Below are 13,539 nucleotides of genomic sequence, written 5' to 3'. Positions count from 1 at the left end.
GCATAAGCAAACACATGTTCGCCTCCTCCCCTAGCACTGCGCAAATCACTCGTTGCGACCGCAACAACAAAAGCAATCGTCCGTGAGTTCGGCTGTTTGCTCAGCGGCGCGGCCGATGCTCCGACCAGCCAGATGGAGAGAACGAGAATGAATGACGCAGCGGCATATCTGATCAAGGCCTTGCTCGCGTGTGGGTGGATATGAGGCAACGGCCGAATCAAGACTGGAACTCGGCGTCTCACAGGTTCGGCTCACAGGGCTTATCTCGGAAACGTCATCGGCACAGACAAGCCCCTGCCGTCCAAGCCGTGAGAGAAGGTTAGCGCCGCCTTCAAAAAACAGGCAATACGGGCTAATATCGACAGGCCCAGGCCGGTGCCGCTCGCCAGGTCGATGCACCCGACTCCGACAAGATGCCCGCCTTGAACCCCGAGACATGGGCGGTGACCGCCGACACGCGCCCGACGATTTCCGGGCCGGCACGCGGGGAAACAGCGTACCGGCCCATTCGCGGCGTACCCTATGGATGTCGGAATGGGAGACGCCACAGAAGGCGATGTCGATTTCTAGCTCGTGCGCGCCGGGTGCGCGGCCCAGCAATTTTCCTTGCGACTCATGCTGGAAACCACATGATGCCGCTCCAGCAAGGCCTAGTACTCGTTACTTGCATAACGGCTGGCCCTATCCGAATGCAAAACCAGCCCCCGACGCTGGCTGACGTTGCTGCAGCGCCCTGTTCAACGCCGACATGCCATTGACATACCGACCACCCTGCACAAGTGTTCCATCGGCCGGATCTGGGACCGATGACAAGGCCGTTGCCGCTCCAGTTTTGAACAGGTATGTCGTCCGTCGGCTTCAAAGCCGTTGCTGCCGCTTGAATGGCAGCCGTTTTCGATAGGAGAACGGCTCCTTGTGGCCGTTCGCTGCATTCCCAGATCTGGCGCATTGCAACAGTGGCGCGGGCTTCAGCACCCAACCCGTTGCGGTCTATCAGCCCGACGCCGGATAAGGGCCGCCTTCGAGGAGCAACGGTCGTGGACATACCCGCGAGGAACTGGCGACATGGCGTAGAGTTCTCGCAGTCGTAACGGATTGACGTACTGCCGCACAGTCGTCAACGCGTCGATCGCTGTCGCAACGCTGCCCGAAGGCGTGATCAGCAGTTCCATCATTGCATCGCCTCAGCCCTAAGATCACGGACCTGTCCCGCGATATCTAGCTGAACATTTCCGGCCTCAAGTCGCTTACCTCGATGATTACATCAGCCGGCAGATTTGCCCGGCGTGCTGCGGCGCGGATAGCCTCGGCATCGGGTGCCTCATACAGGCAATAAGTCTTCTTCTTATCCGCGCTGAGAAACGAAAAGAGCCACTCGACGCCTTCCTCGTCGTTGATTTGCTTCACAGTGGCTGCGCTGTCGCTCGTCACCTCAAGTTGTTCCGCAAAATTGCGTTCAATCATGAACCGTGGCATGGCATCCTCCTCAATATAGACAGCACATCGCACGTTGAACCGCGCGATATCTCGCGCTAGTTTCTGATCCCTGCGCCGGTCTGCGCCCCGCCAATACGCTCGACAAGGGCGAACATTCTGAGTTTCTTGGCTTCGGCTGCCGCGAGCGCAAGCAGGTCTTGGGCTCGCGCCCTGTCTTCGATACGATTGCGCGCCGTCAGCATGAGGGCGTATTCGTGCCTGCTATGCGCGAGCCAGGGCCACGCACGCAAGCGTTCGTCCATGTGCAGCGCATATTCGAAATGCTGTTCGGCGCTCGACCAGTCGCCCAGCGCGTGGGCCAGCATGCCGAGAAACCGCGCCGCCGAACCGCAGCAAAGCGTAAAGACCGGAACCGTGACGGCCTGGTCGCGGAATGGCAGCAGAAGGGCGTAGATCCGTTCTGCATGCCCGACATCCCGCAGCCGTGCGGCCACTTCCGCCAGATACGCGAGCGTGACCAGCCGCTTGCTGTCCATGGGGACACAATATGCCCGTTCCGAAACCCGGTCGAGATTGTCGCGTGCCTGCGCCGCGAAGCCAAGATCGCTGCATATCAACATAAAACCTGGCCGCCACGTCGCATCTTCGGAATGCGCATCGTCGATAAAGCGCTTGAAGATCGGCGCTACCTCCGCGAGCCGGCCTTGTTCGCGGCGTATCGTGAACATCTGCATGCCGTAGACGCCCGTTGCGAGATTCGCATCGGCGCTCTGTGCCATCTGCAGAGCGTCGCGCGTCTTTCGTTCCGCCTCGGCGAAATCGCCGACAAGAATAGCCCGCATCGCCTGCGCCCCGGTCACGCACCACTTGTCGACTAAGTGCTGCCCGCTGGCGGCGATTTCCCGATATCGCTCCAGCGCGCTATCGAATTGCTCCACCTCGCCGATCTCCAGATACCCGGCAAGACATCGAGCGCATGCATGGCCGATGGTGTGCGCATCTCCCAGCGTTTCCGCGATGTGCCTCAGTTCCAGCAACACGTTCGCGCGCTGCACGAAGCTGTCGGCGGACAACGGCAGAGCACCGACATGCATCAACTCGCACGCCAACGCATCGAAAAGGCTCGGCAGATCGTTCAGTCGTCGGGCGACCGCGACGGCCTGCAGTGCAAATTCGCTGCTATGTTCGCGTGCGCCTGTCATATGAATGGTGCGCACGAGCCGACTCAACAGGCGGCATCGCTCGACCGATTCCTCGGTGCCGGCCACCGCGAGCGCCTCCTCCAGCAACGCAAGCGATGCATTCCCGGAGCCTTCGAGGAACGTCTCAGCGGTGTCGAATTCCAATGCCGCCTGCACGAGATACGACGTCAGCTTATGTTCGCGGGCAATTCGAGCCGCTTCGCGGAAGGTCGCAATCGCCTCGCGTTGTGCCAGCCGGAGTTCTGCCCTGCCTCTTGTCAACAGCAACGGCAGGATGCGGGTCCCTCGGTCAGGTCTGTCGCAAGAGCATCGCTCGACGAGTTCGAGTCCGCGCTGCGCATGGGCGATGGCCTCGTCGTAGGCCGCGCCCGCCAGCGCACGCTCGCCGGCACGCTGCCAGTAGCCGATCGCACGCTCCGGCAGATCACCCGCGGCGAAGTTCTGCGCGATCAGCTCTGGCTGCCGCTCGGCGATGTCCGGATAGTGTTCCTCGAGCGCGGCGGCGATGCGCGCGTGATAGTGTCGCCGGCGCGCGAGCAGCAGCGACTGATATGCGATCTCCTGGATCAACGCGTGTCGAAACATATAGGCGTCGCCGTCAGCGCGTTTGCCCGCGGCCGGAACGATGATTTCGGCGGCGATCAGGCGATCAAGTTCTTCCCGCAGTTCGTTCTCCGACGTACACGAGATCAGGCCCAGCAGCTTTGCGTCGAACTCCCGGCCCACTGTGGCCGCGATCTGCGCGGACTCCTTGACGGCGGGATCGAGCCGGTCGAGCCGCGACAGCAGCGAGCCCTGCAGCGTGTCCGGAATCGCGATCGCCTGCGCCGCGCCTCTTAACTCGTAGCTCATTCCGGTATCCCGCAACAGATCGCTCTGGAGAACGGCCTTGGTCAGCTCCTCCACGAAGAGCGGCACGCCGTCCGTCTTGGAGACGATCTGATCGAGCACGAGTGCGGGAAAGCGCTTGCCGTCCGTCAGCCGCTCGATCATCGCAACGCAGTCGCGGCGCGACAACCGGTCGAGATTGAGCTGTACGAGATGCGGGAACGTCCATCCCGATTCGAACTCCGGCCGTGCCGTGAGCAGGACGAGAAGTCTCGCGGAAGTCAGCCGTTCCACCACCAGTCGAACGAATTCGAGTGACGACGGGTCGATCCAGTGCGCATCTTCGATGACGAAGAGCACCGGCTGAACGCGCGTCGACGCTTCGAGCATGGAAACGAGCACGTCCAGCGTCCGGCGCTTGAAGGACGGCGAAGAGGTGTCGACGGCCGGATCGCACGTGGCCGCGGGTACGCGTAGCAAGTTCGCTAGAACGAGCAGTGCCTCGCTCGCGTCGACTCCGAGGCTTGCGATTCCGGCCGTAAGCCGATCACTATCGGTGCCCCCCGACCCATCCGCCACATCCGGGCCGACGCCGAACGCGCGCTGCAGCCAGCGTAGCACCGGCCAGAACGGACTGTTCCGATAGTATGCAGAGCAGTGAAGCGAGACGATCGCATGCGACTCGTCACCGATGCTGTCGCACAGCGCCCGAAGCACCCGGGATTTCCCGATTCCCGGCTCGCCAGTCAGCAGCACGCAGCGCATTTCGCCTTCGACGCTCTGCCTCCAGCGCTGCCGGATCATGTCGAGTTCGGCAGCCCGGCCGATGAGTGGCGTGATGCCGTGGACCGCCCTGATTGCGAAGCGATCGATTGCGTCGGCCTGCGCAAGAATGCGCTGGACCCGGACCGCCCCGGTAATTCCCTTCAATTCCCGGTAGCCCAGGTCTTCGAGCTTGAACGATCCTTCTATCAGGTGTTGCGCAGTCGGCCCCACGACGATTGCATCGGGCGGAGCGATGGCCTGCAGCCTCGCGGCGATGATCGGCGCTTCTCCGACGATCGCCTGCTGATCCTGCGACGATCCCGCGCCCACCGCACCCGCGACGACGAGCCCCGCCTCGATTCCGATCCGCACCCGCAGGCGAACGCCGCACTCGGTCTCGATGCGATCGTTCACCTCGCTCAGCGCCGCGATGGCGGCGAGCGCGGCGAGCACCGCGCGCACGGCATCGTCTTCGTGCGCATTCGGGTAGCCGAAATAAACGAGCAGGCCATCGCCGATGAACAGCGCGATCCGGCCTTCATGGGCTTCGATCGCGTGCGCACAGGCCTGATGGTAGCCGCCCAGAAGGCGTCGCAGATCCTCGGGATCGAAGCGCTCGGCGAGCGACGTCGAGTCGACGAGATCGACAAACATCACGGTGACCTGCCGTCGCTCGGCCTCGATGGTCTTAGGTTCTGCCAAGCCGGATGAGTCGTCGCACGCCCTCGCCTGCCCAAGACTCGCGAGCCCTTTTGCGAGCCGCTTGCGATCGCCGAGCGTGAGGCCGAGTTCCTTCAGGTCGCACTCGGAAAGATCCCCGAGCACATCCCAGTCGATCCCTTGTGAGATGAACTTCGCCGCATGAGCGCCAAGGCCAATTTGCGCCAACCATGTCGCCAGATCGTCGATCATCGCTGAAGCCCTGCTGTCCGTCCACCTTCATCATCCGCGCGGCAGTGCGCCTTGTCACGTGCTCCGGCGGCCGCCTCGGGAAAGCCTGCAGAGGCACATGGCGATGGGACTCTTTAAGCATCTGAATAACTTCAGCGCCGGCGAGCTGGTGAGACGTTGAGATCTCAGGTTTAATACACCGGTACTACGTGAACGGTTTAATTCAGAAGTAGACGTTCATGCCCGCGGCGATCAGTGTGCGAAGGTCCAGTGTCGCATTCGAGCCGACGCTTGACCTCTGCGCTGCAGTTTGATTGAACGACGAATGCCGACTTAGAGCGCCACTCGTTCAGAGTTCGGCAGAGCGTCGGTCCCGTTCACGTATCGCGTGATGGGTGTTTCTTGCATCTCGCCAATCGCGCCGCGCACCGACCAGGAAGCTCGGACGCCGTGAGGTCTTCTTCGGCGAACATTGCGGTATTCGCGATCGTTCAGGCGCGGCGAACCGGCTCTGATAGTGAGGCGACCCAGTATCACGACGAATCAGCGCGGATGCGCCCAAATGAACTCCCTTACCGCGGTCCACGCAGGCTGGGCGTTCTCGCGTCATTTTGCATGATGCCATACGCCCCTTCGCCACCGGGCGGATCATCGTAGAGTTCATAGATCTGCAGCGACTCGATATCGTACTTCGGCGCGATCGCCATGAGCGCGCCGAGCATGTTGTCTGCGAGATACGCGCCCGCCTCTTTCTGTGTACCGGGAAAGTCTGGCCGCATTCCGACCTCCGTCATCAAGATTGGCTTGCCGAACGATTGCAACACGCCGATTACGTTGTAACAACGTGTTCCGCCGCACGCATGCTCAATGCTGCCCTGCTCCGAGTACCAATGCCACGATGTGATGTCCCAGCTGACGATCGGATGCCCGGTCGTCCCGTCGGGCTGAGTCCCGCTTGCGAGCATCTGATCAAAAGCGTAATGCATCCATGTATTGCCGCCGATGATGATCTTGCCAGTCGAGTCGATTGACTTGATGCCTGCAATAAGCCCGCGAATAATGCCGCGCGCAATCTTGAACTTTTCGTTGTCATACTGCGTGTTCAACACGCCATCGACCCAGCCAATCAGACATTGCGGCGCGAGCTCGTTGGTCACCTCATAGTACACATAGCGCTGCACCCGGACGATCTCCTGCGCAAGCTTGTATGAGGCGGTATAAGGGGTGGTCGTCCTTTTCGTGCAGGAAATGGCGGTTAGCTCTGAAAAATCTCGAAAGATCAATAACTTGCAATTGCAGCGCCTACGCGAAATCCCGAGAGTGTCAAAGCCTTGCTGCAGGCGGCTCAGCGCCCTTGAACCGCCATTTTTTGCACGGAAAGTACACTTACCCCAAGTTCGGTCACGCCTATCGCAGTCCACGCGCATGTGCCGCGTGGAAAAGCCCTGTTCTTCACGTCGCGGAACATGGGCATATGCGTGCTCAACTGCACATGGTACGTCGTAAGATCGACGACATCTTCAAAAGTGCACCCAGCTGCTTTTAGAACCACGCGCAAATTTTCCCAGCACGCGAGGAACTGCGTCTCGGGATCGGCGATGACCTCGAGGTCAACGGTACGCCCGACCTGCCCACCGCAGAAAACTATGGAATCAGCCTTCACAGCCGGTACATAACCGGCGCGCTCTACGATAAGTTGCATCGTCGGCGGGATGATCAATTCAGGGACTGTCATGTGTCTTACCCCTTACAGGATTGGAGCGGTCATTCACAGCAGCCCAGATTATGACCGTGTGTGCCCGAGTGAAGGCAGTCACATCGGCAATCCTCTCGCCAAAAAAGCTCCATTGAGGAGTGCAGGCGGGCCCTTGGTTATTCAAAATGGACAACGACCTCGACCGGCATCTTCTGGCCGTCTACAGATGGATGTAGCGCGAGCGCTAACGCGCCGCGAACGACGCGTGTGAAGCTTTAGGGCAAGCCGTGGCGACGCATCACGCGGCGCTCGCAGGCGGCGAGATCTCGCTGAAGCACGCCAGATCCGCATTAGCTTTAGAGCTTCCGCGGATGCGAACGCCGCAACGACCGATGCGTCATTGCGGAACCGACGCCCGCAGATCGCGAGCCTGCCGGCCTGCTCCACCGCCGAAAAAAATAAGCCGTGACGGCGGAATCATTCTTCATCGCTCCCTGCGGATAGACAGCCGCCATGTGCCGCACGGTATATTGCATTGACGATGCTATCGTAGCCAGTGCATCGACACAGGTTGCCGCTGATGGCGCGCCGTATTGCTTCGTGACTCGGCAACGGATTGCGCTTCAACAGATCCGCGGCCGCGACGATCATGCCGCTCGTGCAAAAACCGCACTGGAATCCGTTCTCCGCGATAAACGCTTCCTTCAGCGTCTCGATTCCTTCGATGCCCTCGATCGTTCGCACATCGTTGCCCGAAATCGACGCCGCCAGGACGAGGCAAGACTTCCTTACCTCCCCATCGACCAGCACGGTGCACGCCCCGCAATCGCCGGTCAGACAGCCGACGCGGGTTCCTTTTGCGTCCAGCGCATCGCGGATCAGTTCGACGAGCAACAACCGCGAGTCCACGTCCGCGAAACGCGACTCGCCGTTGAGCGTCAGCCGCACCTGAATCGTTCCTGTCATGTCTTCGCTCCCGCGAGTAGCGTGCGCAAATGCCGCCTCACGACACCCGGCACGATGGCGCGGCGGTAATGACCATCCGCGAGTTCATCGCTCCAGCCTTCGCCGACGAGATCGAGCGCTGTGCTCGCCGCCTGCTCGATGAAGGCATCGGGCGCGAGCAACGACCTCTCCTCGATCATGAAGCAGTGGTACGCCGGCCGGCGCCCTGCCGCCCCGACCGCGAGCCGCACGCTCATTTGCGCGCCACGATGCAACGAGCACGCGACAGTCACGATGGGCCACGAACTCGCGCTTGCCTTGTACTTCTGGTACTGGCAGGCGATGAGCGTCGCGTCGCGCGGGACGAGAATGCCCGTGAGGAATTCGTCGGCGCGCCGCGCGGTACGAAACGCGTCGGCGAAAAAATCGCGCGCCAGCATGCAACGCTTGCCGTGGGACGAGCGCAACTCGAACACGGCCTCCAGCGCGGCAAGACAGCCCGGCGCATCGGACGATGGATTCGCGAAGCTCGCGGCCCCGCCGAGCGTTCCCTGATTGAGGATCGATGCGCCACCCGTGACTTGCGCGGCCATCGCGGCGAGCAGCGGCGCATGGCTTCCGACGATCGGCGAGGCGAGCAGTTGCGCGTAGGTTGTCATCGCGCCGATACGCAGGTGCGTGCCGTCGAGCACGATCGAATCCAGACCGAGCGCGCTCAGACTGATGAGATGCGCAGGCCGCACGAGATTCGCCGACATCGACGGAACCAGCATCGTGCCGCCGCCGAGCACGGACGCGTCCTCGCCGAAGCGAGCCAGCAAGTCCGCTGCTTCGTCGAGTTCCTTTGGCTGATGAAAATCGAAGCGATGCCCTATCATGCGAATCGCTCCTGCAAGGAAGCAATCACGCGCGCGGGCGTCGCCGGCACGTGCGCGAGGCACGCGTCGTCACCCAGCGCATTCGCCACGGCATTGCTGACGGCCGCAAGCGCGCCGCCGAGCCCCGATTCGCCCGCGCCCTTCATCCCGAGCGGATGAAACGGATTGAGCGTCACGCGATGCCCGACGCGGATCGGCGGAAGATCGTTTGCACGCGGCAGCAGATAGCTCTTGAAGCGATCGGTGATCGTGCGATTCTGCTCGTCCATCCTGATGAGTTCCCACAGCGCCACGCCGATGCCCATCACGATCGCGCCCCTCAACTGCGCTTCCACGAGCGCGGGGTTGACCATCGCGCCGCAGTCGTGCACCACGGCATAGTCGAGCAGTGTGCTGTTGCCGGTGGCCATGTCGAGTTCGAGCGCCACGGCATGCACCGAATACGAGAACGTCGGATACGTGGCGATGCGGCCCTGCGCGTCCGGCTCCACGCGCACGTTCTTCGGCGCGAAGCTGCGCGTCACTTCGAGCGGAAGCGTCACGCCCGCAGCCACGGTGAACGGACGCAAGTGGGCGCCGAGTGCGAGCTCGGCCACGGCGATCTGCGCGCCGTTCGACTGGCGGCGCGCGTGCCCGTCGCGCAGCACGATGTCGTCGGCCACTCCGCCGAGCATGTTGGCGGCGCACTGCGCTAGCCGGTCACGCAGTTCGCGCGCGGCGAGGTACGCCGCCGTGCCGCCGTACATGAGCGCACGGCTGCTGGCGTTGCCGGTGCCGAGCGGCGTCACGTCGGTATCGCCTTCGATGATGCTAACCTGGTCGGCGCGCAAGCCGAGCTCGCCCGCGACCATCTGCGCGATGCCGGTGTCGCTGCCGCTGCCGGGGGACGTCACGCCTGTCAGCACCTGCACGTCGCCCGACGGCATCATGCGGACCGTGGATGTCTCGTAGCCGTTTGGGAAATTGCCCGGCCGCGCGCCGCCCTCCGGCGTGAGTTCGAACGCAACGCCGATCCCGATGCGGCACTCCGAATCGCGCGCGGCGCGCGCCCGCGCCTGCCATCGCGGGTAGTCGAACATCGTGAGCAACTGCTCGAGACCGCCCGGATAGTCACCGCTGTCCACGTTCAGGCCGGATGGCAGGAGGCGCGGCAAGGCTCCGCGCGCGACGAGGTTGCGGCGGCGCAGTTCGACCGGATCCATGCCGGTCTGTTGCGCGAGCAGATCGATCGCGCGTTCGAGCACGAGATTGCCGATCTCCTTGCCGTAACCGCGTATGGCCTGCCACGGCGGCTGGTTGGTCATGGCCAGCGAGCACTCGACATCGCAATGCTCGATCGTATAGACGGTCGGAAACACGGCCGGCGTCACGAGCGCCATCGCCCAGCTATGACCGGCGCCGATGATCCCGACATCCACGAGGATGCGATCACGCCAGCCGATCAGCCTGCCGTTCTCATCCGCGGCAATCTCGAAGCTGTGATGCTGCGAACGCGCGCCCGCGAGCAGCGTTTCGCGCCGCTCCTCGATCCATGCCACCGGACGCTTCGTGAGCCGGCTGAAGAGCGCGACCAGCACTTCTTCCGGATGCCCCGCCATCTTGAGCCCGAACGTGCCGCCGATACGCGGCGCGATCACGCGCACCTGCGACTCCTTCACGCGCAGCGCCGCAGCGATCAGCCAGCGGCTCGTATGGGGATTCTGGAACGTGCCGGTGAGCGCGTAACGCTCGCCGCGCGCATCCCACTCGGCGACATAGCAGAGCGTTTCGATCGGCGCACTCGTCGACGAGCCGATTGTCAGTTCGCCTCGCGCGACGTGTGCCGCCCGCGCGAACGCGGCATCCGCGTCACCTGAGCGGATGCGGTCGTGCACGAGTAAGTTCGTGTCCCAGCCGGGCTGGACGATCGGCGCACCGTCGCGCAATGCGTCACGCGCGCTTACGGTAGGCGCGCGCACTTCGTATTCGATGCGGATCTTCGCGAGCGCCGCCTGAGCATCGTGAACCGAAGTCGCGACGAGCGCCGCCACGGGTTGACCGAAGTACGTCGCCTCGCCGAGCGCGAGGCAGCGGCTCTGTAGCGGGCCGCGCGCGCCTTTCGCGGGCAGGTCCATCGCCGGCGGCATCGCATCGCTGAAGCGGGCCGCTTCCTCGCCCGTCAGGCCGGCGACGACGCCGGGCATCGCCAGCGCGTCGGACAGGTCGATCGACACGATCCTTGCGCACGCGTGCGCGCTGCGCAGGATCGCGAGATGGAGGGCGCCGCGAGGAATGAGATCGGCGCTGTAGTCGACACGTCCCGAGACGAAGCGCGCACCATCCAGCCGCGCCACGCTCTCTCCGAGCAGGCTCCCCGGCGACGCATCCTTGAAGGTCTGTTCCATGTTTTCCGCGTGCGTGCCTGTTTGCGCAGGCCTCGACGTTCGTTGATTGATCATGCATTCGCCTGGCGGCCGGTGCGCATACACAGCAAGGCGCATGCACCCAGTGCAAGCAGCGTGGTCATCAGGTAAAGCGCACTGTTCAATGTGCCGCTCAGGGTCTTGAGCCAGCCCATTACGAACGGACTGGCAAAGCCGCCTAGCAGGCCGAGGCTGTTGACGAATGCGATTGCGGCCGCAGCCACGGATGAGCCCGCGAAGTAGTCCGACGCGAGCGACCACAGCAGCGGAAGCGTGACGAACACCGTGGTCGATGCGATCGTCAGCAACACGATGGTCGCAGTCAGATCATGCGCCATAAGCGGCAGCAGCGAAAGCGCGATTGCCCCTGTGAAGGCGGCCAGCGCGCCATGCCAGCGACGCTCGAGCAGCCGGTCCGAGTTGCGGCAGATCAGCACCATGCCGACGGCCGCGATACCGTAGGGAATCGCCGACAGCCACCCGACGCGCTCCACGGTCGTCGCGCCCGCGCTCCTGAGGACCGTCGGCAACCAGAAGCTCAGCGCATACGTGCCGCAGATGAACGTGAAATACGCGAAGCTCATCACGTACACCTTCGGATCGGCGATCACCTGCCGCAACTGCCCGGCATGCTTTGCCTCCGTGTCGCTGCCTTCGGCACGCAACGCATGACGCAACGCTTCGCGCTCCGGCTCGGTCAGCCATTTCGCACGCCCGATGTCGTCCGACAGCGTGAACCACGTCACGATGCCGAGCAGCACCGCAGGAGCCGCTTCGACGATATAAAGCCACTGCCAGCCCGCGAGACCCGCGACGCCGCCGAGCCGCGACATCGCCCAGCCCGACACCGGCCCGCCGATCACCCCCGCGATCGGAAAGCCTGTCATGAAGAGACCGAGAATCTGGCCGCGCCGATGACGTGGAAACCACTGGCTCAGGTAGTACACGACGCCCGGAAAGAAGCCCGCCTCGAACACGCCGAGCAGAAAGCGCAGCCCGTAGAACGCCGCCGGGCTCGATACCGTCGCCATCGCGCAGCCGGTGATGCCCCACAGAACCATGATGCGCGTGATGGTCTTGCGTGCGCCGATGCGCTGCAAAAGCAGATTGCTCGGCACCTCGAACAGAAAATAGCCGATGAAGAAAATGCCCGCGCCCAGACCGTACACCGCATCGCTAAAGCCGAGTGCGTCCTGCATCTGAAGCTTGGCGAAGCCCACGTTGATGCGGTCCAGATACGCGACCACATAGCAGACGATCAGCAGCGGCACGAGCCGCATCGCGACCTTGAAATACAGCGCACGTTGCGTGTCCATTTGAGGGGTCGCCGGGGATGGCGAGTGTGTATCGAGAGCGATTTTGCGCGACATGATGACCCTCTCAATGTGGGTGGACGGAACGGCATACGAACGACGGAAAGCGTCTCATGAAGCTGTCTCCTTGAACCTGCGGCCATGCTGATGCGCCGCGGCATCTGCTCTTTGTGAGGGCGCACCCGAAGGCGGCGAATCGCTCGCATCGAAAACTGATCGATCGAACAGTCAGCACAGTAACGGAGGAGCGAGCGCCCGGTCAACCGGAAGCAGGGCCGGAATTTCCCTTGTTGACTGATCGATCAGTCAGGCCTAGTATCGGTGCTTGATTACCTTGCGTGGATGCATGCCAACGCCTTCGTCGGCGTGCGCCGGCGCGATTTTTAACGTTCAGCAGAGGACAGAGCCGTGAGCAACTTCGACGATTACGCAGACAACTTCGAGACCATCCGCATGACGCGCAACGACGGCGTACTGGAGATGCACTTCCACACGCACGGCGGGCCGCTCGTGTGGAATCTGACGGCACACCGCGAGTTCGAGCAGGCGTTTCTCGACGTCGGCCGCGACCGGGAAAACGACGTCGTGATCATGACCGGCACGGGCGATGCGTTCAGCGGGCCGTCCATCGCGCCGGGCATGCACCAGAACCGCAATTCGATGACACCCACGATCTACGATCCGATCTACTGGGAAGCGAAGCATCTGCTCATCAACCTGCTCAATATCGAAGCGCCGGTGATCAGCATCATCAACGGGCCAGCCGTGCGGCACGCGGAGCTTCCGCTGCTGGGCGACATCGTGCTGGCATCGGACACGGCGACGATCCAGGACACCGCGCATTTCCAGGGCGGCATGGTGCCGGGCGACGGCATGCATCTGATCATGCCGCTGCTCATGGGCCGCGCGCGCGGTCACTACTTCCTGCTGACGGGCCAGAGCATCTCGGCCAGCGAAGCGCTGGAGATGGGCCTCGTCAACGAAGTGCTGCCGCCGGCAGAACTGCTGCCGCGGGCCCGCGAACTCGCCCGGTCGATGCTCAAACAACCGCGTCTCGTGAGACGCTATACGCGCACCTGCCTGAATCAGGAACTGAAATCTCGCCTGCACGATGTCCTGGGTTACGGACTCGCGCTCGAAGGCATCGCCCGCATGAAGGAGCCGGCCGTCTGAGCGGACGGA

The 13,539-nt window shown here is 62.9% G+C and carries 9 protein-coding genes and 1 pseudogene; 1 reads left to right on the top strand and 9 read right to left on the bottom strand.

The window, feature by feature from the left end; all coding sequences use genetic code 11:
- Positions 1-392: 392 nt before the first annotated feature.
- The 9 genes and pseudogenes from LDZ23_RS32460 to LDZ23_RS32420 all read right to left on the bottom strand — a co-directional run.
- A pseudogene (locus LDZ23_RS32460) lies at positions 393-600 on the bottom strand (alcohol dehydrogenase catalytic domain-containing protein); the annotation flags it as partial.
- A gap of 618 nt (positions 601-1,218) precedes the next feature.
- Positions 1,219-1,476, bottom strand: coding sequence for a DUF4242 domain-containing protein (locus tag LDZ23_RS32455; RefSeq protein WP_244808492.1), 258 nt, complete (start codon positions 1,474-1,476; stop codon positions 1,219-1,221).
- A 56-nt stretch (positions 1,477-1,532) separates the two neighbouring features.
- Positions 1,533-5,144: an AAA family ATPase gene (locus LDZ23_RS32450; RefSeq protein ID WP_244808491.1), complete on the bottom strand. Its 3,612-nt coding sequence runs from the start codon at positions 5,142-5,144 to the stop codon at positions 1,533-1,535.
- 551 nt (positions 5,145-5,695) lie between these two features.
- The gene (locus LDZ23_RS32445) at positions 5,696-6,304 is read right to left on the bottom strand and encodes a lipopolysaccharide biosynthesis protein (protein ID WP_244808490.1); all 609 of its coding nucleotides are present in this window, start codon (positions 6,302-6,304) and stop codon (positions 5,696-5,698) included.
- Positions 6,305-6,468: 164 nt separating this feature from the next.
- The gene (locus LDZ23_RS32440; RefSeq protein WP_244808489.1) at positions 6,469-6,858 is read right to left on the bottom strand and encodes a RidA family protein; all 390 of its coding nucleotides are present in this window, start codon (positions 6,856-6,858) and stop codon (positions 6,469-6,471) included.
- 438 nt (positions 6,859-7,296) lie between these two features.
- On the bottom strand, positions 7,297-7,716 hold the full coding sequence (locus LDZ23_RS32435; RefSeq protein WP_244808488.1) for a (2Fe-2S)-binding protein: 420 nt from the start codon (positions 7,714-7,716) through the stop codon (positions 7,297-7,299).
- 65 nt (positions 7,717-7,781) lie between these two features.
- Positions 7,782-8,642 (bottom strand): FAD binding domain-containing protein, encoded by an 861-nt coding sequence (locus LDZ23_RS32430; protein WP_244808487.1) that lies wholly within the window; start codon positions 8,640-8,642, stop codon positions 7,782-7,784.
- Positions 8,639-11,026 (bottom strand): xanthine dehydrogenase family protein molybdopterin-binding subunit, encoded by a 2,388-nt coding sequence (locus LDZ23_RS32425; RefSeq protein WP_244808486.1) that lies wholly within the window; start codon positions 11,024-11,026, stop codon positions 8,639-8,641. Before LDZ23_RS32425 ends, LDZ23_RS32430 begins: the two co-directional genes overlap by 4 nt.
- Positions 11,027-11,076: 50 nt before the next feature.
- Positions 11,077-12,414, bottom strand: a complete 1,338-nt coding sequence (locus tag LDZ23_RS32420; protein ID WP_425306908.1) for an MFS transporter — start codon at positions 12,412-12,414, stop codon at positions 11,077-11,079.
- Positions 12,415-12,765: 351 nt separating this feature from the next.
- On the opposite strand from LDZ23_RS32420, the gene LDZ23_RS32415 reads away from it, so the two are divergent.
- Entirely contained in the window at positions 12,766-13,530 is a 765-nt protein-coding gene (locus tag LDZ23_RS32415) for an enoyl-CoA hydratase/isomerase family protein (RefSeq protein WP_244808484.1), read from the top strand.
- The last annotated feature ends 9 nt before the right edge of the window (positions 13,531-13,539 follow it).

Source organism: Caballeronia zhejiangensis, assembly GCF_022879815.1.
Lineage (GTDB): Bacteria > Pseudomonadota > Gammaproteobacteria > Burkholderiales > Burkholderiaceae > Caballeronia > Caballeronia zhejiangensis.
The sequence above is the reverse complement of the archived record's forward strand: the minus strand, read 5'-3'. Positions and strand labels throughout refer to the sequence as shown.

What these genes read in the sequence shown, in the direction of transcription:
- LDZ23_RS32455 (WP_244808492.1), bottom strand. Translation starts at nt 1,476, where the DNA reads ATGCCACGGTTCATGATTGAACGCAATTTTGCGGAACAACTTGAGGTG.
- LDZ23_RS32450 (WP_244808491.1), bottom strand. Translation starts at nt 5,144, where the DNA reads ATGATCGACGATCTGGCGACATGGTTGGCGCAAATTGGCCTTGGCGCT.
- LDZ23_RS32440 (WP_244808489.1), bottom strand. Translation starts at nt 6,858, where the DNA reads ATGACAGTCCCTGAATTGATCATCCCGCCGACGATGCAACTTATCGTA.
- LDZ23_RS32430 (WP_244808487.1), bottom strand. Translation starts at nt 8,642, where the DNA reads ATGATAGGGCATCGCTTCGATTTTCATCAGCCAAAGGAACTCGACGAA.
- LDZ23_RS32425 (WP_244808486.1), bottom strand. Translation starts at nt 11,026, where the DNA reads ATGGAACAGACCTTCAAGGATGCGTCGCCGGGGAGCCTGCTCGGAGAG.
- LDZ23_RS32420 (WP_425306908.1), bottom strand. Translation starts at nt 12,414, where the DNA reads ATGTCGCGCAAAATCGCTCTCGATACACACTCGCCATCCCCGGCGACC.